Annotated in this window: 24 protein-coding genes; 14 read left to right on the top strand and 10 right to left on the bottom strand. The window is 49.0% G+C overall.

Features of this window, described 5'->3' with window-relative positions; genetic code table 11:
- The first annotated feature begins 110 nt into the window (after window positions 1–110).
- From JOY44_RS11955 to JOY44_RS11930, 6 genes are read left to right on the top strand one after another with little or no spacing between them, the layout of a single operon-like run.
- Window positions 111–911 carry a hypothetical protein gene (locus JOY44_RS11955; protein WP_171573987.1) on the top strand — a complete coding sequence of 267 codons (801 nt, stop codon included), beginning with the start codon at window positions 111–113 and terminating at the stop codon, window positions 909–911.
- On the top strand, window positions 898–1,242 hold the full coding sequence (locus JOY44_RS11950; protein WP_171573986.1) for a helix-turn-helix domain-containing protein: 345 nt from the start codon (window positions 898–900) through the stop codon (window positions 1,240–1,242). Before JOY44_RS11955 ends, JOY44_RS11950 begins: the two co-directional genes overlap by 14 nt.
- On the top strand, window positions 1,155–1,796 hold the full coding sequence (locus JOY44_RS11945; protein WP_171571819.1) for an IS630 family transposase: 642 nt from the start codon (window positions 1,155–1,157) through the stop codon (window positions 1,794–1,796). The genes JOY44_RS11950 and JOY44_RS11945 overlap by 88 nt, the downstream gene beginning before the upstream one ends.
- Complete coding sequence (locus JOY44_RS11940; RefSeq protein WP_203032017.1) at window positions 1,768–3,501, top strand: NACHT domain-containing protein; 1,734 nt, start codon at window positions 1,768–1,770, stop codon at window positions 3,499–3,501. Before JOY44_RS11945 ends, JOY44_RS11940 begins: the two co-directional genes overlap by 29 nt.
- Window positions 3,498–3,845: a type II toxin-antitoxin system RelE/ParE family toxin gene (locus tag JOY44_RS11935; protein ID WP_171573984.1), complete on the top strand. Its 348-nt coding sequence runs from the start codon at window positions 3,498–3,500 to the stop codon at window positions 3,843–3,845. The genes JOY44_RS11940 and JOY44_RS11935 overlap by 4 nt, the downstream gene beginning before the upstream one ends.
- A complete protein-coding gene (locus tag JOY44_RS11930; protein WP_171573983.1) occupies window positions 3,842–4,138 on the top strand; it encodes a helix-turn-helix domain-containing protein in 297 nt (98 codons plus the stop codon). The genes JOY44_RS11935 and JOY44_RS11930 overlap by 4 nt, the downstream gene beginning before the upstream one ends.
- A gap of 68 nt (window positions 4,139–4,206) precedes the next feature.
- Here JOY44_RS11930 and ychF read toward each other — a convergent pair whose 3' ends face one another.
- Window positions 4,207–5,298: a redox-regulated ATPase YchF gene (ychF, locus tag JOY44_RS11925; protein ID WP_171573982.1), complete on the bottom strand. Its 1,092-nt coding sequence runs from the start codon at window positions 5,296–5,298 to the stop codon at window positions 4,207–4,209.
- Window positions 5,299–5,460: 162 nt separating this feature from the next.
- Between ychF and JOY44_RS11920 the strand changes: the two genes are divergently transcribed.
- Entirely contained in the window at window positions 5,461–5,727 is a 267-nt protein-coding gene (locus JOY44_RS11920; RefSeq protein ID WP_171573981.1) for a hypothetical protein, read from the top strand.
- A 62-nt stretch (window positions 5,728–5,789) separates the two neighbouring features.
- Window positions 5,790–7,271 (top strand): aminotransferase class I/II-fold pyridoxal phosphate-dependent enzyme, encoded by a 1,482-nt coding sequence (locus JOY44_RS11915; RefSeq protein ID WP_171573980.1) that lies wholly within the window; start codon window positions 5,790–5,792, stop codon window positions 7,269–7,271.
- Here JOY44_RS11915 and JOY44_RS11910 read toward each other — a convergent pair.
- On the bottom strand, window positions 7,268–7,684 hold the full coding sequence (locus JOY44_RS11910; RefSeq protein ID WP_171573979.1) for an FHA domain-containing protein: 417 nt from the start codon (window positions 7,682–7,684) through the stop codon (window positions 7,268–7,270). The genes JOY44_RS11915 and JOY44_RS11910 overlap by 4 nt on opposite strands.
- Before the next feature lie 180 nt (window positions 7,685–7,864).
- Here JOY44_RS11910 and cbiT point away from each other — a divergent pair, with 180 nt between their 5' ends.
- The 4 genes from cbiT (at window position 7,865) to rlmN (ending at window position 11,750) form a co-directional block, all read left to right on the top strand.
- On the top strand, window positions 7,865–8,464 hold the full coding sequence (gene cbiT / locus JOY44_RS11905) for a precorrin-6Y C5,15-methyltransferase subunit CbiT (RefSeq protein WP_171573978.1): 600 nt from the start codon (window positions 7,865–7,867) through the stop codon (window positions 8,462–8,464).
- Between the two features lie 204 nt (window positions 8,465–8,668).
- Entirely contained in the window at window positions 8,669–9,538 is an 870-nt protein-coding gene (locus tag JOY44_RS11900; protein WP_171573977.1) for a phosphatidate cytidylyltransferase, read from the top strand.
- Between the two features lie 70 nt (window positions 9,539–9,608).
- Window positions 9,609–10,601 (top strand): ligase-associated DNA damage response exonuclease, encoded by a 993-nt coding sequence (locus JOY44_RS11895; RefSeq protein ID WP_171573976.1) that lies wholly within the window; start codon window positions 9,609–9,611, stop codon window positions 10,599–10,601.
- 51 nt (window positions 10,602–10,652) lie between these two features.
- A complete protein-coding gene (gene rlmN / locus JOY44_RS11890; RefSeq protein WP_171573975.1) occupies window positions 10,653–11,750 on the top strand; it encodes a 23S rRNA (adenine(2503)-C(2))-methyltransferase RlmN in 1,098 nt (365 codons plus the stop codon).
- On the opposite strand, the gene JOY44_RS11885 is transcribed toward rlmN, so the two are convergent.
- From JOY44_RS11885 to JOY44_RS11870, 4 genes are all read right to left on the bottom strand, one after another.
- Window positions 11,747–12,430, bottom strand: a complete 684-nt coding sequence (locus JOY44_RS11885) for a MotA/TolQ/ExbB proton channel family protein (protein WP_171573974.1) — start codon at window positions 12,428–12,430, stop codon at window positions 11,747–11,749. The two genes, rlmN and JOY44_RS11885, sit on opposite strands and share 4 nt — an antisense overlap.
- Before the next feature lie 109 nt (window positions 12,431–12,539).
- Entirely contained in the window at window positions 12,540–13,787 is a 1,248-nt protein-coding gene (locus JOY44_RS31175) for a hypothetical protein (protein ID WP_197985223.1), read from the bottom strand.
- Window positions 13,784–14,275, bottom strand: a complete 492-nt coding sequence (locus JOY44_RS11875; protein ID WP_197985222.1) for a hypothetical protein — start codon at window positions 14,273–14,275, stop codon at window positions 13,784–13,786. The genes JOY44_RS31175 and JOY44_RS11875 overlap by 4 nt, the downstream gene beginning before the upstream one ends.
- Window positions 14,244–14,627, bottom strand: coding sequence for a hypothetical protein (locus tag JOY44_RS11870; protein WP_171573973.1), 384 nt, complete (start codon window positions 14,625–14,627; stop codon window positions 14,244–14,246). Before JOY44_RS11870 ends, JOY44_RS11875 begins: the two co-directional genes overlap by 32 nt.
- A gap of 205 nt (window positions 14,628–14,832) precedes the next feature.
- Here JOY44_RS11870 and JOY44_RS11865 point away from each other — a divergent pair, with 205 nt between their 5' ends.
- Window positions 14,833–15,624 (top strand): ABC transporter ATP-binding protein, encoded by a 792-nt coding sequence (locus tag JOY44_RS11865; RefSeq protein ID WP_171573972.1) that lies wholly within the window; start codon window positions 14,833–14,835, stop codon window positions 15,622–15,624.
- 3 nt (window positions 15,625–15,627) lie between these two features.
- The gene (locus JOY44_RS11860) at window positions 15,628–16,251 is read left to right on the top strand and encodes an ABC transporter permease (RefSeq protein WP_171573971.1); all 624 of its coding nucleotides are present in this window, start codon (window positions 15,628–15,630) and stop codon (window positions 16,249–16,251) included.
- Between the two features lie 253 nt (window positions 16,252–16,504).
- On the opposite strand, the gene JOY44_RS11855 is transcribed toward JOY44_RS11860, so the two are convergent.
- From JOY44_RS11855 to JOY44_RS11840, 4 genes are all read right to left on the bottom strand, one after another.
- On the bottom strand, window positions 16,505–20,449 hold the full coding sequence (locus JOY44_RS11855) for an AAA-like domain-containing protein (protein WP_171573970.1): 3,945 nt from the start codon (window positions 20,447–20,449) through the stop codon (window positions 16,505–16,507).
- A gap of 39 nt (window positions 20,450–20,488) precedes the next feature.
- Entirely contained in the window at window positions 20,489–21,793 is a 1,305-nt protein-coding gene (locus JOY44_RS11850) for an AAA-like domain-containing protein (RefSeq protein WP_171573969.1), read from the bottom strand.
- 425 nt (window positions 21,794–22,218) lie between these two features.
- Window positions 22,219–22,572 (bottom strand): histidine triad nucleotide-binding protein, encoded by a 354-nt coding sequence (locus JOY44_RS11845; protein WP_171573968.1) that lies wholly within the window; start codon window positions 22,570–22,572, stop codon window positions 22,219–22,221.
- 242 nt (window positions 22,573–22,814) lie between these two features.
- Entirely contained in the window at window positions 22,815–23,345 is a 531-nt protein-coding gene (locus JOY44_RS11840; protein ID WP_171573967.1) for a glycoside hydrolase family 19 protein, read from the bottom strand.
- Between the last annotated feature and the right edge of the window lie 34 nt (window positions 23,346–23,379).

The raw sequence follows: 23,379 nt of genomic DNA, 5'->3' as shown, positions 1-23,379 counted from the left end.
TTGAGAGATTTCATCCAAGCTTAAGCTGACAAGACTGACTTTAGCTGACTTATACTCAAGAACCACAAATTAGCGGGTAGACTGGGCTGTAAAGTCATTGATTTCAGTGAATGCAGCCGTTACCTCGTGAGTTCGTTGCTGAATTAGCCAAGAAGTATGAGCTTTCTTTTGAACAGGAGGAAGCTTTTGTTGAACGCTTTAGCAGTAACGGGAACAACTTTGAGATTGCAGAAATTCTCTCGATTTCGGAATCTGCGTTTGGAACCCGGATGAGCGGGGTTTATAACAAGTTCAGCATTCGTGGCAAAGGACCTGGGAAACTCCGCAAACTGCACGATTTCTTGCTGAAGGAATATCAAAAGTTCATTCCTTTTGAAACTCCAGGCTCTACTAATAATGAAGTAAATGAGATTGATGAGTTGGTGCGGGAAGTGCGCGATCGCATTCGACCTACGCTTCAAGACAGCTACGGCAAAATTCGGTTATTGAACGGACTACAGATTAATGTAAATGACCTGTTTGTTGAGGTTTATCTATTAAGTTCCGAACGCTTGAACTTAAGCCCAGAGTCAATATTTGAAAGTCATAATTTGGAAACTGATCGACTCGCAATCGGAAACCGAGGCGAACGTCAATCAGGAATAACTGTCGTTGAACAATTTAAGCGTTTAGTCATTTTAGGCAAACCTGGAATGGGAAAAAGCACCTTTTTGCAGCATTTAGCGATCGCTTGCAATCAAGGTGATTTTCAACCTCAAGCTATTCCAGTGTTGTTAGAGTTCCGAGACTTGGATGATACAGCGGATTGCAGTCAGATAGAGGACAATGAAGGATTACAACGTTGGGTCAAAAATGAAGCCGTATTCCATAGACTTTCGAGAGAAGATTGTAAGTGCTATGGAGAAGGGTGATAGCTCGATCCGAAAAGTTGCTGCCCGCTTTGCTGTCAGCAAGAGTTGCGTCGAGAGATGGATGATTCAGAAGCGCACAGAAGGTCACGTCGTTCCCCATAAGCAGGGTGGTTCGGTGAGTCCTGTGATGGAGCACAAAGACCAGTTAGTGGCGATCTTCGAGAACCAGCGCGATGCGACCTTAGCGGAATATTGTGAGCTACTCTTTGATGAGACTGGGCTATGGGTTAGCCAAAGTACTATGTGCCGAACCTTTCAGAGACTCAATTTACCGCGCAAAAAAAAACGCTCCGCTCCAGCCAAGCCACCAGCGAACGAGTCCAACTCCTGAGACAGGAGTACTGGGCACAGGTGACGAGTATAGAACTCAAAGATTTAGTGTTTCTCGATGAGATGGGTGTTCTACTGGGACTCATGCGAACCCATGCCCGTGCTGCACCTGGGGAACGAGCGTATGACTTCAAACCTTTTTATCGGGGCAAGAAGGTGAGTGTCATGGGCGCGATTACCGTCTCAAAGGTGCTGGCTGTGATGACGATAGATCAGTCGATGGACGCGGTTGTCTTTGAGGTGTACGTCTCAAAGTGTCTTGTGCCTCAACTGTGGAAAGGGGCTGTCGTGGTCATGGATAACCTGCCTGCTCACAAGGTAAAAGCCATTGCACCTTTAATTGAGGCGGTTGGAGCGAAGGTTCTGTATCTGTCTCCTTACTCTCCCGAATTTAATCCGATTGAGCATTGGTGGTCACAGTTAAAGGCTTTCCTAAGACAGTTCTCGCCGACAACCTCGAAAAGGGTAGATACCCTCATTGCCACAGCGATGGATTTGATAGATCCTCAACATTTGCACAACTGGTTTGCACACTGCTGTTACTGTCCCTCTTAACACTGCAATCCGCCGTAACAAGTTGGATTTGATCAGTTGGATTACAACCAAGCTCAAACTTGCAGACTTGAAGCAAACCAAACAGCTTTTGAACAATGCTCGTGTGCTGCTGCTGCTTGACGGATTAGATGAAGTACCGGAACAGTGGCAAAAACCTATTCAGGCTCGGTTACGTGATTTCTTTGATAGCTATGATCAGGTACCAACGATCGTTACTTGCCGTACCCAAACGACAGAATTTGTGCCAAGGGGTTTTGAGTGTGTAGAAATTGCAGAATTTAAGCCAAAGCAGATCAAAGCATTTGCTTACAAATGGTTCACGGCTATCAATGCTCAACAGGGGAACAGTAAAGCTGATCTTTTTCTACAGTTAGCTGAGCAAAACAAGCCAGCGGCTAACCTAATGGAAATTCCTTTATTACTAAGTTTGGCATGTTGGATTTTCCAAGATCGTGACGAATTACCCAGCAAGCGATCTGAGCTTTATGAACAGGGTCTTGACCTCTTGCTGGAACAGTGGGATGAAATCAGAGCGATCAAGCGTCATTGCAACAGCGAAGTCTACAAAGCGTTGAACATTGATCAGCGTAAAGATTTACTCAGTCACCTGGCGCATCATAAATTTACCAATCCTCAGCTTCAATCGAATGGAAAAGCAAACTTTATCTTGTTTCATCAATCGGAAATTGAGAATTTAATTAGTGAGCATTTGAGTATTTCTCGTGGAGAGAGTTACAAAGTCTTGAAAGCGATCGAATCCCAACATGGTTTGTTAGTTGCAAGAGCCTGGAAAATTTGGTCGTTTTCTCACTTAACATTTCAGGAGTATTTTGCAGCACATTGGTTCGTGCAACATCAGGAGCAGGAAATTCTCTTCAAAAATATCTGCAATTCACGTTGGCGCGAAGTATTCTTACTCATCACTGAAATGCTTGATACTGCTGAGCAATTATTGTGTTCGATGAAACATAAAATTGATGAGCTTTTAGAAGAAAACGATAAGTTACAAGAGTTTTTACAATGGATAAACGAAAAGGTAAAGTCAATTGAAATATCTTATAAACCTGAAGTAGTTAGGGCTTGTTATTTCATTAATAATATGGGCTTAGCACAAAACCTTCCTAGTTATACAATAAGCATTGACTATGGAGTTAACTTTCTTCGATTGCCTGACCTTCGATTTCAGATAGACTCTAGTTTTTGCTACGATTACGATTTTTTCTTCGATCATTTTCTCCAGGCTAATTGTTACCATGCAATCGCTTTGGCTTTTAACTTACGCTTTTCTCCTACTTTAGAAAACGAGCTGGGTATTCTAAAAAATCTCTTAAAGAAAGCATATGAAAATATGAAAGAAGAAATCAAAAGGATACAAGCTTTAGTAGATGAAGAAGAAGAGAATAAGAAAAAGCAATTGATGTTAGCCATTTTTTCAAATAGTAAAAACTGGAAAAATCAACTGTATTGTAACGGGCACTCTTGGGACGAGAAATTTGCGAAGGTGCTGAATGATTTTTTGAATTTCGATCAAGAGTGGCAGTTTGACCCGGAACAAACACAATTGCTACGTCAATACTATGATGCCAATCAACTGCTGGTGGATTGCCTCAACAGCGCTTGTTACGTCAGCCGCGAAGTGCGTCAGGAAATCGAAGATACCCTGCTGTTGCCGATCTCTGCTGCTTTAGAAAATAGACAGCAATGATGGTCAAACCTATTCGGTGGGTTGGCGCTGCCCGTGAAGAAATCCAGGAGTTGCCGGAAGAAGCGCGAAAAGAAGTTGGTTTTGCACTGTGGGCAATTCAACAAGGTGAGCCACCGCCCGACTTCAAACCAATGGCGATTGTGGGCAAAGGAGTAGAAGAGATTCGGATTCGTACTGAAAATGCCTATCGGGTCTTCTATGTTGCTAAATTTGAGGAAGCGATTTACGTTCTCCACGCCTTTCAAAAGAAAACCCAGAAGACTGCCAAGAAGAACCTTGAATTGGGGCAGAAGCGCTACCAACAGCTTCAACAACTTCGTTTAGAAGAGAATGCTGAACCATGACCGAAACAATGATTATCCAAGCTGCCGATAACATCTTTCTTGATCTGGGTTTCTCAGATCAGGAAGCTGAAAATTTACTGATTCGCGCCAAACTCATGTTGGCGCTGCAAACTCATATTCGTCAGCAGAACTGGACGATCGCCCAAGCTGCTGATCATCTCAACCAGTCCAGCGATGAAATCACTGCCCTGACTCAAGGCAAAATCGGGCGGTTTTCGGTGGATACGTTGATCACTTTCCTCAATCAAGTCGGTATGACTGTCCACGTCGAAGTTCTCCCCAAAGCTGCGTAATTAGCGTCAAAGTTAGGACTACGATGCTGACGAACGTTTGGTGGATTGCCTGAAGAGCGATCGCTTCTCTAAGCGCTGGTGTGAAACAGAATGACATCGCCTTCTTTGACAACGTATTCTTTTCCTTCACTGCGAACCAGTCCTTTTTCCTTCGCCGCTGGCTTAGAACCAGCCGCTATCAGATCCTCGTAGGCAACGGTTTCAGCCCGGATAAAGCAGCGTTCAAAGTCGGAGTGGATGACTCCAGCGGCTTGGGGCGCAACCATGCCAGCGTTAATCGTCCAGGCGCGGGTTTCTTTGGGTCCTACGGTGAAGTAGGTGCGAAGTCCCAGCAGATCGTAAGTGGCACGAATCAGAGATTTCAGTCCGCCTTCCTGCACGCCAAGGGATTCCAGAAAGTCGGCGCGCTCTTCTTCCGGCAGTTCCACCAATTCCGATTCTACTTGGGCAGAGACAATGACCACCTGAGCATTTTCTTTGGCTGCAAATTCTTTCACCTGTTCCACCCATGCGTTGCCCGTTGCTAGGTCATCTTCCGAGACATTGGCAGCATAGATTATGGGTTTCTGGGTCAGCAATCCCAATGCTTTGACAGCGAGTGCTTCTTCTTCAGTGAGGCTAACCTGACGAGCAGGTCTGCCGTCATTCAGCACAGGCATTAACTTTTCCAAAGCATCCACTTCAATCTGGAGTTCTTTGTTGCCACGGGCTTGTTTTTTGGCGCGATCGAGCCTTTTTTCGATCTGCCCCAGATCGGCCAGTGCTAGTTCCAGGTTGATGATTTCGATGTCGCGGATCGGATCGATAGAACCGGAAACGTGAATGATGTCGTCGTTTTCAAAACAGCGCACCACATGGGCGATCGCATCCACTTCGCGAATATTTGCCAAAAACTGATTACCCAGCCCTTCCCCTTTGCTGGCACCTTTGACCAATCCAGCAATATCCACAAACTCAACCCGCGTGGGGATAATCTCGGCAGAAGCAGCGATTTTTGCCAAGATGGGCAGGCGTTCATCGGGCACCGCAACAATGCCCACGTTGGGTTCGATTGTGCAAAATGGAAAGTTGGCAGCTTGCGCCTTGGCATTGGCAACCAGGGCATTAAATAAAGTGGATTTTCCAACGTTTGGCAACCCAACAATCCCGGCTTGGAGCATAACTCACCTAAAGCGATCGCGCTAGTAGAACAGCCTTCAATTGTATCGGTTTGTGACAGGCGTGGGAGAACAGAAAAAACACAAACTCTTGTCACAAATAAACTTATTCCGTCTTAAACGAAAGTTAAATTAGCTTGCATTGTCTACGGAAAGGGTTTTTCGATGCTCTATTTCCTCAGATTAACGGGAGTTTGCGCCGGTTTAGTCGCGGCTGTGAATCTGGCGATCGCGCCCCAGCCCATGGCTCAACCCGACAGCATCCCAGTGCAGGTCGCCTACAGCAAATTGGATGTCAACGCGGTGGATTTGTACAATTCTGAACCGGGTGAGCCAGTATTATCGGATGATTCGGAAGAAGCCGCAGAGTTAGACAGTGCTAGCGATGGGGCAATGCCAGACAACTCGCCGGAAGAAACAAGTTTGCAATAGTTGACTTGTGAATCTGTGGCGCGTAGTTTGTTTAGCGGCAGTCTTAGCAATGGGCGATCGCGATGAGTAGTCAGTTTCACTCTCAAGCAGAGCTGCCGTTGGTTGAGGCACTACGCCACTGCGCCAATCGTCTCCACGCCCCGTTTTATACACCCGGACATAAGCGCGGACAGGGTGTTGCGTCGCCCTTAAAAGATTTATTAGGAGAACAAGTTTTTCGGGCAGATTTGCCAGAACTACCCGAACTAGATAATTTATTTGCGCCCGAAAGCGTAATCTTGGCAGCGCAAGAACTCGCGGCAGCGGCATTTGGAGCCGATCGCACCTGGTTTTTGGCAAATGGTTCCACTAGCGGCGTGATTGCGGCAATTCTGGCGACCTGCAATCCGGGAGATATTCTCCTCTTGCCGCGCACGGTGCATCAGTCTGCTATTTCGGGGCTGATTTTGTCGGGTGCGGTGCCTGTGTTTATCAATCCAGATTACGATCCAGCGCTGGATATCGCTCACAGCATTACTCCAGCAGCAGTGACAACGGCCTTAGCCAACCATCCCACCGCCAAAGCAGTGCTGATGGTGTCGCCGACTTACTATGGTGCCTGTGGCGATGTGAGCGCGATCGCCCAAGTTGCCCATCACCACGGCATTCCCCTAATCGTCGATGAAGCCCACGGTGCCCACTTTGCCTTCCATGCCGATTTACCCAGATCAGCCTTAAAAGCAGGTGCCGACGTCGCGGTGCAGTCTACTCACAAAACTCTGTCTGCCTTGACTCAAGCGGCAATGGTGCATGTTCAAGGCGATTTAGTTGATCGCGATCGCCTCTCCAAATCCCTCGCCCTGGTGCAATCCACCAGTCCCAACTATTTACTATTGGCTTCTCTGGATGCGGCGCGTTGGCAAATGGCAACTCAGGGAGAGGCGCTGATGACCCACACCTTACACTTGGCGGAAAAAGCGCGATCGCAGATTAGCCAGATTCCCAAACTCGCCACGTTGAGCCATCACCACGCCACCACACCCGGATTTGTTGATTTTGATGCCACTCGCCTCACCGTCACCGTTTCTGGTTTGGGCATTGATGGTTTCACTGCCGACGACATTCTCAACACAAAACTGAGCGTAACCGCCGAGTTTCCCTCTCTGCAACACCTCACCTTCATCATCAGCTTGGGCAACACAACGGCAGATATGAATCAGCTCGTCAGCGCTTTTAAACAGCTAGCACAGGAGTGCAGAGTGCAGAGTGCAGAGTGCGGAGTGCGGAGTGCAAGATTCCTTTCCCCTATTCCCTGTTCCTTACCTTCCCTTTCTCCCCGCGAAGCTTTTTTTGCTGCCACTGAAACTGTGGCAATCGCCGATGCCAACCACCGCATTAGCGCTGAATTAGTGTGTCCCTATCCACCGGGCATCCCGGTGCTCATTCCTGGAGAAGTTGTGACAGAAACTGCGATCGCTTACTTGCAAAAGATCCTTGCATCTGGCGGTATTCTCAGCGGCTGCTCGGATGCCAGCTTTGTCACTTTAAAGGTAGTTAAAGCCTAGGCTCTTGAGCTACTGTCCCAGTCATCCAGGGGGATCATGGTTTCATCAAAATTTTGGGGTCGTGTCTGTTCCGCTGCTTGCGTCTGTAGCTGATAAGTCGCGTGAATCTTGGGACCAAACATAATCTCATCATGATCGTTGAGGTCGCAGGCTTGCACTTTCCGCCCATTCACCAGCAATCCGTTAGAACTCGGTTTTCCCTTTGGAGCGCCATCCACGATCCGATAATGATACTCTCCTTCATCGCCAGGAAGCTGCACCAACGTTGCATGACGGCGCGAAACAAACTGCGAAACCAGGCGAATATCACAGTTCGGATCTCTGCCAATCGAATACATGGGCGCATCCAGAATGTGTTCTTTGCGTCCCTGATCGTCTACAACAATCAACACGTGTTTAGCGTCTAAAAGCATTATTTAGATGAGATGGCAAATTGAACGAAAGTATTTTACTATTCACAGCCAAATGGCGATCGCCCGGATCTTCATTTGAATGAGTGAGACATCCTTGTTTGAAGAGGTGAGTGTAAGGTGTAAGAAGTTAAGTCAGCCAGCTTTAGTTTGTAGCCTACTTACCCCCCGTAACCTTCTCTCATGCTTTCCTACTCATGGTCTTATGTTACTCCAGGAATTCCAGATGAGATGTTTGAGCGTCTGCCTGGGATTCCCATGACTCCCCGCGAAATTCGACTGTTGCTTCTATCTTATTTGCGATTAGAGTCAAATTCGGTGCTGTGGGATATTGGCGCAGGCACAGGCACCATTTCAGTAGAAGCGGGATTGCTCTGCGCCCAAGGGCAGGTGATTGCGATCGAGCGAGATGAAGACGTTGCCAGCTTAATTCGACGCAACTGCGATCGCTTTGGAGTCACCAACGTTGAGGTGATTGAAGGGATTGCCCCAGACTGCCTTAAAGATTTGGCGCGATCGCCCCAGCGAGTCTGCATTGGGGGTGGGCGTTCAATTAAAGCAATTCTGCTGGAAGTCTGGCAGCACCTACCAGTTAGCGGGCGAGTGGTTGCCACCGCCGCTAGTCTAGAAGGGTTGTATCAGGTATCAGAAAGCTTTGCTGAGCTACAGGTTCGCAATGTGGAGGTGGTGCAGCTAGCGGTGAACCGATTAGAAAAGCGCGGAATTAGCCAGGTTTTTACGGCAACTGATCCAATTTTTGTACTCAGCGGGGAAAAACTGTAAGCAGCATCAAAACTCAAAACGTCCTTTCTCTTTTTTCCGGTTAAATTCGTTAATTTAAGAGTATTTGGTTGATTTTTTGAAGTGCTGCCCAATTTAGGTAAAACTAAATCGGTTAGAGTGTTTCAAAAGCTTTTAATCTTTCTTAACTCTTAGTTAATCTTGCTAAAACCTGTGTCTGGGTCTTCTTCATCCCCAACAATTTCTATGCCATGGTCTCGTATTGTGAGTGGAGCGATCGCAATTGCGATCGCGCTTGGAATGATTTTGCTGGGAGGTTGGTATTTCACCCTGGGTTTTGGCATCATCATCTACTTGGGACAGCTTGAATATTTTCAGCTTACTCGTGCAAAAGGCATCATTCCGGCTGCAAAAACAACGCTGGTCGTCAGTCAAGCGCTGCTCGTTATTTCCAATCTTTCGCCCACCGTTGCCGATGCAGTGTTTCCGGTGGCAGGCACATTTATCTGTTTCTACCTGCTGTTTCAGCCTAAGTTTGCCACGATCGCCGATATTTCCGCCTCAATTATGGGCTTGTTTTATGGTGGGTATTTGCCCAGCTATTGGGTGCGGTTGCGATCGCTCGGACAAGTGCAGGCAAGCAACCTTCCCCTAGATGGCTTTTGGACAAACGATTGGACAAATCTACACGCCCTGCCCCAAGGGCTAACCTGCACCTTATTGGCATTCATCTGCATCTGGGCTGCTGACATTGGCGCTTATATTTTTGGCAAAGCATTTGGGCGCACTCGCCTGTCTGATATTAGTCCCAAAAAAACCGTGGAGGGTGCAGTGTTTGGCGTTGCTGGCAGTGTTGCCGTTGCGATTGCGGGTTCCTGGTATCTGGGCTGGTCAGGCTGGCCCATCACTGGGGCAGCCCTCGGCTTGTTGATCGGGATTGCTAGCTTGCTAGGCGACTTGACCGAATCGATGATGAAACGGGATGCCGGAGTCAAAGACTCGGGACAACTGATTCCAGGACATGGCGGCATTCTCGATCGCGCCGATAGCTACGTTTTTACCGCACCCTTGGTCTACTACTTCGTTACGCTCCTTTTGCCTCTCCTTCCCACCTAAACCCTTTTTTCTCTTTAAACCTGATCTGTAGTCCCTGCCTCTATGTCCCTGATCTGTAGTCCCTGCCTCTATGTCCCTCATCACCGTTTTGCCAGAAGGGCTCTATTGCGAACAGGGTGGCTTCTTTATTGACCCTTGGCGACCTGTAGACACCGCGCTGATTACCCACGCCCACTCGGATCATGCTCGTTCGGGTTCCAATCAGTACTTTGCCACCCAAATTTCGGAAGGCATTTTGAAAAAGCGGTTAGGCGAACAGACTAATTTGCAAGGTGTGAAATATGGAGATCGCGTCAAGCTAGGAAATACCTGGGTCTCCTTTCATGCCGCGGGACATGTGCTAGGCTCTGCCCAAATTCGGGTGGAGCATAAAGATGAAGTCTGGGTGATATCCGGGGATTATAAACGCTGCGCCGATCCGACCTGTACTGCGTTTGAGGTGGTTCCCTGCGATACCTTCATTACCGAAGCTACCTTTGGGCTACCGATTTATCGGTGGAACACAGGTGAGGAAACCTGTCGCCAAGTCTATGACTGGTGGATCAGCGATCGCGATCGCCCAACTCTCTTGTTTTGCTACTCATTTGGCAAAGCCCAACGAGTGTTGGCAGAGCTACGAAAATTCACCGATCAGCCCGTTTATGTGCATGGAGCCGTTCATGTGCTAACTGAAATCTATCGGCAGATGGGCGTAGAAATGGTGCCGACCATTCCCGTCTCCGAAATGCCGCGCGACTACAAATTCAAGGGCGATCTCGTCTTGGCACCGCCCTCTGGTCATAGATCGACGTGGATGAAACGCTTTCAGCAGCCCCAAACCGCTTTTGCCTCTGGCTGGATGGCGGTTCGGGGTGCCCGTCGTCGCCGAGGGTATGAACGCGGTTTCGTCTTATCCGATCACGCTGACTGGAACGGTCTGGTGAATACAGTCTTGCAAACAGGCGCAAAAACTATCTACGTGACCCATGGTCAAAGTGATGTGCTGGCTCGCTACCTGTCAGAAACCCATCACTTGAATGCCTTACCGTTGAAAACGCTGTTTGAAGGCGACGCAGATATTTAGTCAGACGCTTTAAGATAGAGATTGCTGCCATTCGAGCGATCGCCAACGTCCATGTCTTCACCTTCCACGCTTGCTTCATCAACCCAATTATCAGTTCCCCTACTCGGTCAATCGTTAACAGACCTGACCGCCTGGGTGCAGGCACAGGGGCAGCCGAGCTATCGAGGGAAGCAACTGCACCAGTGGATTTATGAAAAAGGAGCGCGATCGCTAACAGATATCACCGTTTTCCCTAAGCAGTGGCGAACAGAGATGGAAGCGGTGGAGATTGGGCGATCTCAGATTCACTTCCGCTCCGTTGCACCCGATGGCACCGTCAAATTTCTGCTGCGCTTAGCCGATGGACACATCATTGAAGCGGTTGGCATTCCCACCTTCGACTGGAAAAATAAGCAGGCAGAAGGGGATAATCACGATCTCGATCGCCTCACCGTTTGCGTCTCCTCCCAGGTTGGATGCCCGATGGGATGCGACTTTTGCGCCACCGGAAAAGGTGGTTTTGTTCGCAACCTGGCAACCCACGAAATTGTGGATCAGGTATTGACGGTGCAAGAAGACTTTGGACAGCGCGTCAGTAATATTGTGTTTATGGGCATGGGGGAACCGATGCTCAACACGGATAATGTGGTCGCCGCAATTCACAGCCTCAATCAAGATGTCGGTATTGGGCAACGGCTGATGACCGTTTCCACAGTGGGCATTCCCGGTCATGTCAGACGATTTGCCGAGCATCAATTGCAAGTCACTCTAGCCGTCAGCTTACACGCATCCAACCAGGCGCAACGAGAAACCCTAATTCCTAGTGCGCACCACTACGCCTTAAAGGATCTGCTGGCAGAATGCCGAGATTATGTGCGGCTCACAGGACGACGGGTTAGCTTTGAATACATCTTGCTGGCAGAACTCAACGATCGCCCAGAACACGCCCAAGAACTAGCGGCTCATCTTCGGGGATTTCAAAGCCACGTCAATCTCATCCCTTACAATCCCATTCAAGAAGTTGACTATAAACGTCCCACCCCTCAACGAGTGCAAGCATTTGTAGCAGAACTGAAAAAACGCCATATCGCTGTCAGCGTGCGGTACTCCCGTGGACTGGAAGCAGATGCGGCCTGTGGGCAACTCCGCGCTTCAGCTTTGACACCTTAGCTATCGATTGAAACGATGGGAGTGTCTTCAGGCAAACGCGAACTTAAACGCAGCGAAGGTTCGTGCCAAACTTGGCGATAGATGAGTTCTAATTCATTGCCAATCTTATAAAAGTAATCCATTTGTCGCGCCTGCAAGGATATCAGGATGCGATAAGCGATAAACGCGAAGATGGCAACCACTAATCCACTGGCAAATGGAATCAGCGCATCACTAATTCCATTCGTTGCTTTGGCGATATCGATCGCTTGCTCAGAACTTGGTTTGACGTTGGCAAAAATAGCCATTAATTGAGCCACTGTGCCTAATACCCCTAACAGTGGGGCAAGCCCAATAAGGCTTTCAAACCAGCGATCACCCTTGTGCATTGTGGCGAATTCGCGATCGGCTGCTGCTTGGAGGGCTAGGTGAAAGGTATCCGGGGTGAGATTGGTTAACCGTAGAGGAGTGGATAAAAAGCGACTGATGGCTAAGTTAGATGACTTTTCAGCGATCGCGGTAGCATCTTTCAAATCATAGCGGGCGGCTTCCAATATTGATCGCGCAGTGCGTTGATTGCGGTGCAGCAAGCGAAACCAAAATACTCCCCGCTCTAATGCACAGGCAAGCGTCAATACCGATAGTCCCACAATAGGAACCATCATCGGTCCACCTTTCACCAAAAAATCAAACAGTCGCATGAGGAATGGAAAACACTTTTTAAGGTTTTATCAACAGGTAATCCCTCTGTCAGAGTACCTGAGAGTTCCGTCTGCATCGTTAAGAAATGGTAAAAGAAGTCTTAAATTCTTACCGAGACAAATCTTGAGAAGCAAGCAATCGTACAAGGGCCAGCAGATTACTATTTGACGAGGGTGGCACACCCGCGATCGCGTTTTGGCTCAGTTTCGTGGAGTCAGCACTGGGGATCGATTGGGCGATTTCGCCATGCTGCTGTTGGTATGCTTCTAACGCCTGATCAATCATGCCCATGCGCCGATCTTGGTCGTGGCGAATGCTGGCTTCTTTACCCATATCGTCGTAAGCTCTGAGACCGGGCGCATCCCAGCCTCCTTTGCCCGCATCCCAAAACGCCCAGACTCGCGCATCCAAAATAGCTTCATCTCCAGACAAGCCCTTCTTTTTGGCTTCTGCTAAACGCTCTACATAGCCGCCTTCCTCAGTCACCGCCAAGGGAGCCTGGTTGATTAAATCAATGCCATTGATCTCCTCAGCAAGGGTGAGTGGAGCGATACCTTTTTCTGCCGCTTTGGGTAACATCACCGATTCATGAATTCGCTGAATTTTCGCCAGTTGGCGGCGATCGGCTTCATCTGCCGTCAAATTTTCTTCATTGCCAAATTGATAGGAAAAAGTGCCCCGGTTCCAAACGCCATTGCCCGGATCGATGTGCCCTTCATACAAGCTCGTTTTGCCACCATCGGCAGCGCGGGTTCCCTCTGCGGCTCCGACCGTTCGGGCAACTAGCGATTCCGACCCACCCTCAAACAGTTTCTCTCCACTAGGACTGACCGCAGCTTTTTCGGTAACCCCTTGAGGATCGGGGGCAACTTGAGAAGGAGCCGTTTCTACAATTGGTGTGGGTGCATCTGCTATTTGAGCAGTGGTGGGCTCTTGCTCTTTTGCGGCGATCGCCTCTGCGGAGGGGGGATTAAAGTTGAGTGCCCCCGACGACTCTGCTCCGGTGACCGCCACTTCCTTTACAGCAACGGTTTGCGGTTCTGTCGCAGCTTGCGATTCTGCAACGGTTTGGGATTCTGCTACTTGCGCTGCCACTGGCATGTTGCTGGCGACTTCTACAGGCACGGCACTGGAAACCTCTACGGGCATCGTGCTGGCAACATCAACAGGACTATCAGCAGTTGTCTCGGCTGAGGCGACATCTATCGGCACTTGCGCCATCGTCACTGGATTTTGGTCGGCTGATAGTTCGACTGATGGCGTTTCAGCCGCGATCGCAGTTGAGCAGGTGGCGATCGCAGCCACTAAAGACAAGGCAACGGGGAAAAAAGGCTTTTTAATGGGTTTGGTTTTCATGATTTCGTCAAGATGCGTTCAATCATAGGTTTGCTGGGTTCAACGATCGCCCAAGTGCCATCCGGTTGTTTTCGCAGCGTCGCAAAATGGAGAACGTCTCCTGATCCCAGGGAGTCTCCCTGATTGGAGCTACCCAGTCGCGGGTTGGAAATGCCGCACAATCGAAATAGATAAGCAGGCACACTGGGGCTAGAAAAAATTAAGCAGTTGCGCTGATCTTTTTGGGCTTGCCCATCATACGGGGCATAAACAGATTTACCGTTTAGCTCAATAGAAACATCTCCTAAACCAGAGACCACCGGAAAGCCCGCAATTTTATCACCCGGTTGTAGCTGCCAGTTTTGATAGATCTTGAGGTTGATCGTTTCGTTGGGGTTCTCTGTGCGATCGCAGGCATTCAACACCACTAGCGCTAGCGCCAATCCTATTCCTTTGGCGAACCTAATTCGCGATCGCCTAACGCCGGAAGCTGAAGGAATATCCGGCATATTCATCTCCCTCATACAAAACAATCAACCATGTTTTTGGATCAAAAGCGAGAGGATAAGCTTCTCGCTCTGCGGTCATGCCTGCTCGTGGTTGAATTGTTGAAAGGCGACAATAGGGCAACTTCATCACTTGTCGAATGGCTTGCTTATTCGCACGTTCTGGTACACTCAAAACTTGAGTTAGCTGGTCACGAGACAGCACTGCCTTTTCTTGAATCACTTGCTGACAAATATCCTTGCCACCAGCCATCTTGGGTAAAAGCCCTTGCGAGTCTACCAATAAGCCTAGAGCGGCGAGAATAGAGCCGCCAGCCAGCATATATTTCACACCGCTACGATGATCGCGATTCATGGTTCTTGCCTCCATCAGTTGGGCACACACGAGTAAATAAACTCCGATTCAGTACAAGTGTACTATATTCTGATTGAGGCGCAATCCGTAGAACAGTAAGTGTCATTTGCAACCTCCCCAAACCGTATCTTTAGGGTTTAGGGATAAAGATTTGTCAAATGGTAGGGTTAAGAGACATTGAAGCTTGTGTGGAATGGAGGCAGGCATGGAGTGGGATCAGAAAAGCCACATAGCGGCAGCAGCCGAGCCGATTGTGCAGTTTCATCAGGTTGAAGTTGAGGCGAATGGGCGATTGCTCCTGTCCAATTTGAGCTTTACGATTCAAACAGGCGAATTTTTGGTGCTTTTAGGGCGCAGCGGCTCTGGCAAAACCACTACCATGAAGCTGATTAATCGCTTAATTACGCCGACTTCTGGACAAGTGCTGGTTAAAGGAAAAGCGACCACTGATTGGGATGAAATTCAACTGCGGCGGCAAATTGGCTATGTGATTCAAGAGACAGGCTTGTTTCCACATTTGACGATTGAGCAAAATGTGGGCGTGGTGCCGACGCTGCAAGGCGAGAAAACACAGCGGGTAAAAGCACGCGCGCATGAGTTGTTGCACAAGGTAGGACTCGATCCGGCTGAGTTTGCCAGTCGATACCCCCATCAACTGTCGGGTGGACAGCGGCAGCGGGTTGGCGTGGCGCGATCGCTGGCTGCTGACCCGCCTATTTTGCTAATGGATGAGCCATTTGGAGCGCTCGATCCGATCACTCGTATGGAACTGCAACAGGAGTTTCGCCGATTGCAGCAGGATCTCAACAAAACCGTGGTCTTCGTCACCCACGACATTCAAGAAGCCTTCATTTTGGCATCGCGGATCGGCTTGCTAGAAAATGGACGGTTGGTGGAACTAGCCACCCCCGAAGCCTTTGCGCGATCGCCCCATCCCGAAGCCCAAACCTTTCTCAACACGCTGCGATCGGTTCCTGAATTTGTAGTGGGAGCTTAACCCATGCAAGATTTTTTTCTAATTCGCTATGGCTCCGAGATTGTGCAGCGCACGGGCGAACACCTCTTATTGGTGGGCATTGCCGTTGCGATCTCGATTCTCATCAGCATTCCCCTCGGTGTTTTGATCACCCGCAAAAAAGCATTGCGTCAGCCTGTACTCGCGATCGCCAACATTCTGCAAACGATTCCTAGTTTGGCGCTGTTTGGCTTGTTGATTCCCTTGGTCGGCATTGGCGCAGTTCCGGCCATTATTGCGCTGACGGTTTACTCTTTCTTGCCCATCATCCGCAATACCTACACAGGCATCATGAATGTCGATCCGGCAGTGCGAGAAGCCGGACGGGGCATGGGTATGACCGATTGGCAACTGCTATCTCGTGTGGAACTGCCGCTGGCGTTGGGCGTAATTTTGGCAGGCGTGCGGGTCGCTGTGGTGATTGCCGTGGGCATTGCCACCATTGCAGCGGCGATCGGGGCGGGTGGTTTGGGTGTGTTCATTTTTCGCGGTATCGCCGTGGTCAACAACCAACTAATTTTGGCAGGAGCCGTTCCGGCAGCAGCGATCGCCCTGGCAGCCGACTACGGCATCGGCTTCTTAGAACGACGGCTAACGATGAAACGGTAATTCCTCCTCACCCCTCCACCCTCTGACTCTCCAGGGTTATTTCATTGTCGCTAGAGAATTATAGAAGCTCGTATCCTCCTCTTTGGGAAGCGAGCTACATCCCCAATCCTGTTAGCACGCCCTTCGATCTACTCCCCACGGGAAAGGAAGCTAGAACTCTTGTCCCTTCGCCCGTTAGGAGAGGGCTAGGGTGAGGGCAAATTTAGGAATTCATACCTGAATTTAGAACCGCCGAAAAGGGCTAGAACATCCCCTACTTTGGTTTGATTGAACACATGTCGATCTTCTCCAGCAGCCAATCGCAGCCGCGTTGAATTACCCCATCTAAATCATCGACTCGCCAGATCCGGGGAATATTGTCGGTTTGAGCCACCACAATCTGCTTGCCATCAGGACTCAGCGCCATGGCGTAGCCTTCATATTCACCCAGTTGGTTCCCGTAATTATCCCAGACTCCGACTTTTCCGTCCTTATCCGACGTTGCAATGCGATCGCCGCGATCGCTAAACTGCACCGACTCAGATATCTTCGAGAGAGGGTGGTGATTGGATGATCCAACCGTAGCAACAGGTTGACCATCGAAATTCCAGAACACTGCCGGATTACCTTCTTGCCAGAAATAGTTAGTTTGAGGATTGTACTGCATCGCTCCATCAGTCCCCATGCATTCCGAAACCAAGCAATCTTCTGGGTTGGGGACAAACTGTTTTAGCGAAATCTCTGTGCCAATTGGGTTGCCTTGCAAATCTTGTTGGCTAAATGACCACTTGTTACTATCTCTTGGGTCGCGATGGATAATAATCAACCGCTGTTCATCCTGGCTAAAGTAGACAGCTCTTGGAGGTGGAGAGAACATGTCGTTCCACAGGAAGTGCAAGTCTTTGTAGTAGGCAATCTTTTGCCCTTGGTTGGTCCATAAAGTAGATCCATATAAACCCGAGGTTAGAATATAGTTACCCCGTGGGCTAATCCAAATTAATTCAGATTCTTGAGTCGGAGTTCTATCCTCTCCTAGAGTTCTTGTATAGGGATTAAAAGTGGCGATGGGTTTGCCATCTAGCTGCCAAATCCGCACGGATGGGATAGAGGTTTGATAGAAGTTTTCTAGTTGTTTTGAAGTGAGAGATTTTTTGGGTGGAGCAATGTAACGAGACACCCAGTAGTCGCTGGGTAGTTTCTGAGGTTTAGGCCACTCAGCCCGTTCTAGAAAAGCAACCTGCTTGCCCTGCAAATTCCAAACGCGCACTCCGTAGTGATTGTGATAATTATGCTCTGGGAGAACTAGCGTGAGGATACGATCTCCCTTGGCATTAAAGCGAACCGGAACATCATACTGAACACTCGATGAAAAGCCAGGATTGATCTCAGCGATACGGTTGCCCTGTCGATCCCACACCTGCACCTTGCCACTAGCTTCAGTATAAGCAAGGAGATGTTGTCCGGTCGGGCTGAATTGCAAAGCTTGGATTTGTCCTCGATCTTGACCTAAAGGCTTCCCATGCGGATTATGAAGATATTCAATCGATCTTTCACCTACAATCTTCGTCCCATCGGGGCTAAATCTGCCATCTTGAGTCCGAATTGGCTGTAATCGGTTGCCTTGCAAATCCCAAATGTGAGCACCAATATTGCTGCTAATGTTGTCAGAGGCGAGTTGCCCAGCAATGGCAAGTTGCGTTCCATTGGGGCTAAAAGCGAGATTGTTAATCGTCCCAGCATAGGCTTTGAACGTTCGAATCAGTTTTCCCTGGGAGTTCCACAAACGCACCCTACCATCCGTACTGCCCGTTGCCATCAGTTGTCCATTCGGGCTGAACTGGATGCTTTTCGCTCGACTGAAGCGTGATAATCCTTTCTGAAAGGTGGGAAAATTCGCGAGTTCTTTGCCTTGCAGATCCCACAGGCGCAGCCTAGCAATCTCCTCTTTCATTTCAACTGCTGCAATCCATTTACCATTGGGGCTAAATCGGGTCGTCGTAAACGTTCCATCTTTTTGTGTCGGCTTCAGTCTCAGGATCGATTTCCCCTGTAGAGTCCAGAGTTGGATTTGACTGTTATTGGCTTGGGATTCAAGGGTTAATAGGCGATCGCCCGTTGGATTAAACTGAATCGCATCATTTTCGTTGACCAGATATTTGAACTCAGCATGTTGTTTGCCTTGTCGATCAATTAGCCTTGCGACTTGACTATTGCCCTGACTTCTACATTTTTCTGAACTGGGTTGTTCTAGCCCAATATCGCCAAGTTCCAAAGTCACAAGAGAACTGCCATCAGGGCTAAATTGAACGCCCCGAAGGTGCCCTTGATGTCCTTTAAAGGTCATAACAGGTTGATTCTGTAGATTCCACAGACGGGTTGTGCAGTCCCCACCGATTGTCGCAATCCACTGATCATCTGGGCTGAGCGCCCATGATAAGAACTCGCCTGTGTGAATACTTGCCAGCTTTGCACCACTGGCAAAATCGAACATTTCGAGGATTTGGTTTTCGTGCTGATCTCCACGTAAGCTGAAGACTCGATAGCCTTTGGAATTGGATAGCAATTGTGGCATTGATCGAGAAGAAATGTCTCTTAGTTGAATGGTATCGACGATCTTTTGGAGTGCCAAAATCGGACTAGAAGTTGGATATTTTTGAGTCCTTTCCTGCTTGGCAAATTGTTTCAGATTGGAGGCATTGCGTAGGGCGCGGATGAGGGCATCCGTTTGATCAGTGTTAAAACGATCCACTGCATTGCGGCTATTCTGTTCCAGGCGTGTCATGATTCTGGCAGAGTGAATCGTCTGATTGGACCAGATCCCAATCCCCGCTGCTGCTGCCAGAGCCAATCCTAAACCCACCGTGCCAATTTGCAATCGCTGTTTTGCTGTGCGGTTAGCTATGGCAAGAATGGCGTTAGCTTGCTTCGTTTCTCGGTTTTCAACGGCTTGGCTTTCTCGCAAAAACTCCACATCCAGATTGCTCAAGTTGCGAGTAGATGCCCAGGTTAGGGCTTCTTCTAGCGCCTGTCCGCGCAGCAAGCGAGATTCATCTCGGCAATCCGATTCCGTCCATGCCCGAAAGCTATCGGCGTAGGGACGCAAACTGTAAAGGTTTTTTTGCACCCATGCCGCGTTGAAGACTGCGGCATAAATGGGGTTATACACCTGCAAGCGATCGCCCTGTTTCACCACTAAACCTGTCAGGCGCAGTTCCATTTGCCCGTCGCCCTCATCCACGGGAATGTCACCTTGGTTTAGAATCTCGGCATAGAGTCCCAGGAGTTGACTGGCAGATTTTTCGTCACGCAGGAGGCGATCGCGGATTGTCCGCAAATGCTCTGGCTCATCATAGTACTCCCAAGCGGTGATCAGGTGAGCAGACACCAAGTCAGCGATGTGGGATTTGGGGTTTGTGTTTTGAGGTTTAGTGCCGTTTGCTACGACCATCTGACAGAGTTTCTGAGTCAAAAAGGGCTGTCCACCCGTCCAGTAGAGGATTTCTTGCAAGGTTTGCTCAGGATTGGGGACGCTGCCGATCAGTCCTTGAGCAAGGGATGCCGATTCTGGAGGTGTGAAGCCATGCAAGGCGATCGCCTGACCAATGTTAAAGGGAGTCCGGGTTTTATCCTGCATCAAGTCTGCGGGTGTGGCGACACCGAGTAAGCAAAAGGTCAGCCGTTGATATTGGGGATGATCCACCCGTTGGTTGTAGCAGGCGCGGATAAAGGCAAAAAAGTCATTGATGGGGAAGCGAATGCTGAGCACGGTATCAATTTCGTCGATGAAAATGATGATTTGAGAGTGAGAAAATTGGGGCAGTAAAATGTCTTCAATAAATTGGGCTAAAAGCGGCACCAGTGACAGTTCTGGATGGTCTTGCAGCCAGGTTTTCAAATTGACTTTACCGGGTAAACTGGCAGCCCGCCACAATTCTGAAATTACCTGTTCGTACCATTGCTGTGGGGTTAGGTGTTCGCTGCCGATGCGGGTCATATCAATGGCGATACAAGCCACTCCAGCTTGTTTGAGGCGATGCATGGTTTGCACTCGCAAGCTGGATTTGCCCATTTGCCGCGAATTGAACACATAGCAAAAGTGTCCAGCTTGGAGGGCGGCGTATAGGTCGAGATCGGCTTGGCGATGGATATAGCTAGACGCATGGATGCTGAGGCTGCCACCCACTTGGTACTCGTAATTGGAGGAATCAAGTGTTGTCATAGAACGTATCCAAATGTTGATGGGGATTAAGAGGGGGGATTAAACAGAAGATGAAAAGGCTTGGAAATAGCGGCGATAGAGGTCACAGCGCAGAGCCGCAGTATTTCCTTGTAGGGTGATCAGTCCGAGACTTTCGAGGCGGTAGGCGAGGGTGGGTTTGAGTGGGGTTCCTGCCGTGCCAGCCGCGATCGCCTGTTGCAGAGCGGCAGCTAATTCGGGATAGGGATGAATCGTATGAAACAATTGGCGCAGATAGCTGCTGTAAATACCGGTTTGGGTGGCAGCAGTGGCGAGTAAATCTGGCAGAATCATCCCGGTTTGTAGGTGATACAGAGCCAATTGAATCAAGTAGGGATGCCCACCGACCAACTGCACCAAGGATAGGAGATCGCGGCTATTCAGACTGACGACACCATAGCGCTGCACCAACTGCTGCACCTGCTCTAGTGTCCACTCGGAGAGGCGGATCGGCAAACCTACATTAAACGGCGATTGGTGGATGTTTAGCGGAATGTAGACTTCGGTGGAATGCACCACCACCAGCCGCAGAGTCTGCCAAATCTCCAGATTTTTGGCTTCCTCATGCCAACTACGCAACAAGGAAAAAAAGCCCTGCGCCACGGTGGGAAACTGAAATAACCAATCCACTTCATCTAAGCCCAATAGCAAACCACTACTGGCGATGACTTCTAGCAAATATGCCTGAAAATAGGCGGTGCAACTAACCATACTGCCGAGGCGATCGCAGTCCCACAGTTCCTCTAGCTGCAAGGGCACTCCAAGCTTGTGGCTGACAACCATACAAAACCAGTGCAAAAAGGTATCTAAATCGGTGAGGAATGATGCTCCAGCTTGGCGCAAATCGATCCGAATCGCGCGCAAGTTTGCGGCTTGGGCACTGGCGAGCAAGCGGTTAAGCAGAGAGGTTTTGCCCATTCGCTGCGGAGCACGAATCCGAATCAGCGCACCCGGTTTATGGAGTTCACGAATGCAGGTATCTTCAATCGGCTGGCGATTAAGGTAGCAGGTCGAATCGGCAGCCAGAGGACTCCCTGGAAATTCTAGAGATCGTGCCTCATAGCCAATTCCCGGTTTGACCAGTTCCGGGTGGTGTAGCTCAAAGAGCGATCGCAAGTCTTCACGATACGAGTAGTGCTCGCCACAGGTGTTGTGAAGCCCAAAATCTTTGCAAATATTGGCTAGGTGCCGCCGAATCGTCGCCGTCTCCACCGTCAATGTTGTGGCAATCGCTTCATCCGTTGCTCCCGTTAAAAACCCCTGCAACACCTTGCGTTGGCGTGGGGTCAGCTCCTCAAAAATGGCATCAAACTCAGCGCTTGTCATCAGATTTCTGCAACATCATGGCAATGATTCTAAGTCGTTTGCGAGAGCCTATAGGGTTTGTGCACAAAGACGCACAAATAGACCTCTTGCCTTTGCCCTAAAACCCTCTCTCAAATTCGGGAGAGGGACTTTGACTCTAGATCCCCCTACTCCCAAATTTGGGAGTAGACCAAAGGGCTTTCGTAGCAGGGACTGGGGGATGATGGCAAGATTATTTGATTATTGTCAGAGAAATTATAGAAGCTCGTATCCTCGTTCTTTATTAATAGAGTTTTTATACATGACGAAATTAATAGAACTTTTATACATGACGAATGAAGCAATCGGACTTCAAGTTTTCTCTCTTGACCTTGAATAAGCCCTGCCTCACTCCTTCACTCGTTTACTCCTTTATTTCCCCACTCCTCCTCTCCGCCCTCCGCATCTTACCCCGGTGGCCACGCCATTTGCCGTCCACCCAAAATGTGCAGATGCAAGTGGTGAACTGTTTGTCCGCCATCATCGCCATTGTTAATCACCACCCGATAGCCATTGGCTAGTCCTTCCTGTTCGGCGACCCGCTTCACGGTCAGTAGTAAATGTCCCATCAAGGCATGATCCTTAGATTCGGCATCGGAAAGTTGAGCGATCGGCTCTTTAGGAATCACCAAAATATGGACGGGCGCTTGCGGGTTGACATCCCGAAACGCGATCGCCAGATTATCCTCATACACGATGTCCGCTGGAATTTCCTTACGAATAATCTTGCTAAAAATCGTCTCAGTCGTTTCACTGCTCATGCTCTCTCCTCAAAACTCAACCTGTTATAGCAACGGACGGAAGACTTAGGACAAGGGTCAATTCACAAAGCTCACGGGTGTTGATGTTCATCACCAATCTGTCCTAACACACCCGGCGACAGCTATAGCTGAAATTCTATCGTCTGGGAGACTTCTGTCAAAGCCAGCCAACTCACAGCAAAGACCTTGCCTGAAGCAACTGACAACTCTTTATCCATCTATGCCCACAAATGACTTAGCGCCTACTGAATGACCTGACAAGCCTTGTCATAATAGTGCTGGCGGTCTTCTAACCCGTTAGTACCACCATTTACACGCTTAGTGACTTGCTCGACAGTTGCACCTGCATCACAGAGTGCATTCATATTGTTTTTATCCCACCAAAAACCAGCACTGGTAAATGGGTAATGCTGAGCAACATACTCACAGCCTTCCATCACCCGTAGATCAGCAATCAATTGAGAAAATGCTTCGTAATTGCAGCGTCCAGTTAACTGAATCACTCCCGCACCCTTAAACTTAGGACCGTCGCCAGGGTATATATTGCCTAGATCATCGCGTCCTTCTAAATAGCTGCCATCCCCTAGCTCTTGTAACCAGCGCAGCCCACCCGACTCATGAGCAATTTGACTTAAAAAGTGCCGCATTCTAGCAGCCGTGTTGATTTGGTAGCGAGTCAAACACTGATTCAAATCTTTCAATTGGTCGCTAGAAATATCACCGCCAAAAATAGCGTCTGCGTCCTGTTTAGTAACACCAAATTCACTTTGCATGAAAGCCATCACTTTGAGAGCTAAAAAAAGACGA

Origin of the sequence: Leptolyngbya sp. Cla-17 (assembly GCF_016807185.1) — a bacterium.
Classification (GTDB): Bacteria; Cyanobacteriota; Cyanobacteriia; order Leptolyngbyales; family Leptolyngbyaceae; genus ULC077BIN1.
This window is presented reverse-complemented; position numbering and strand designations above follow the sequence as displayed.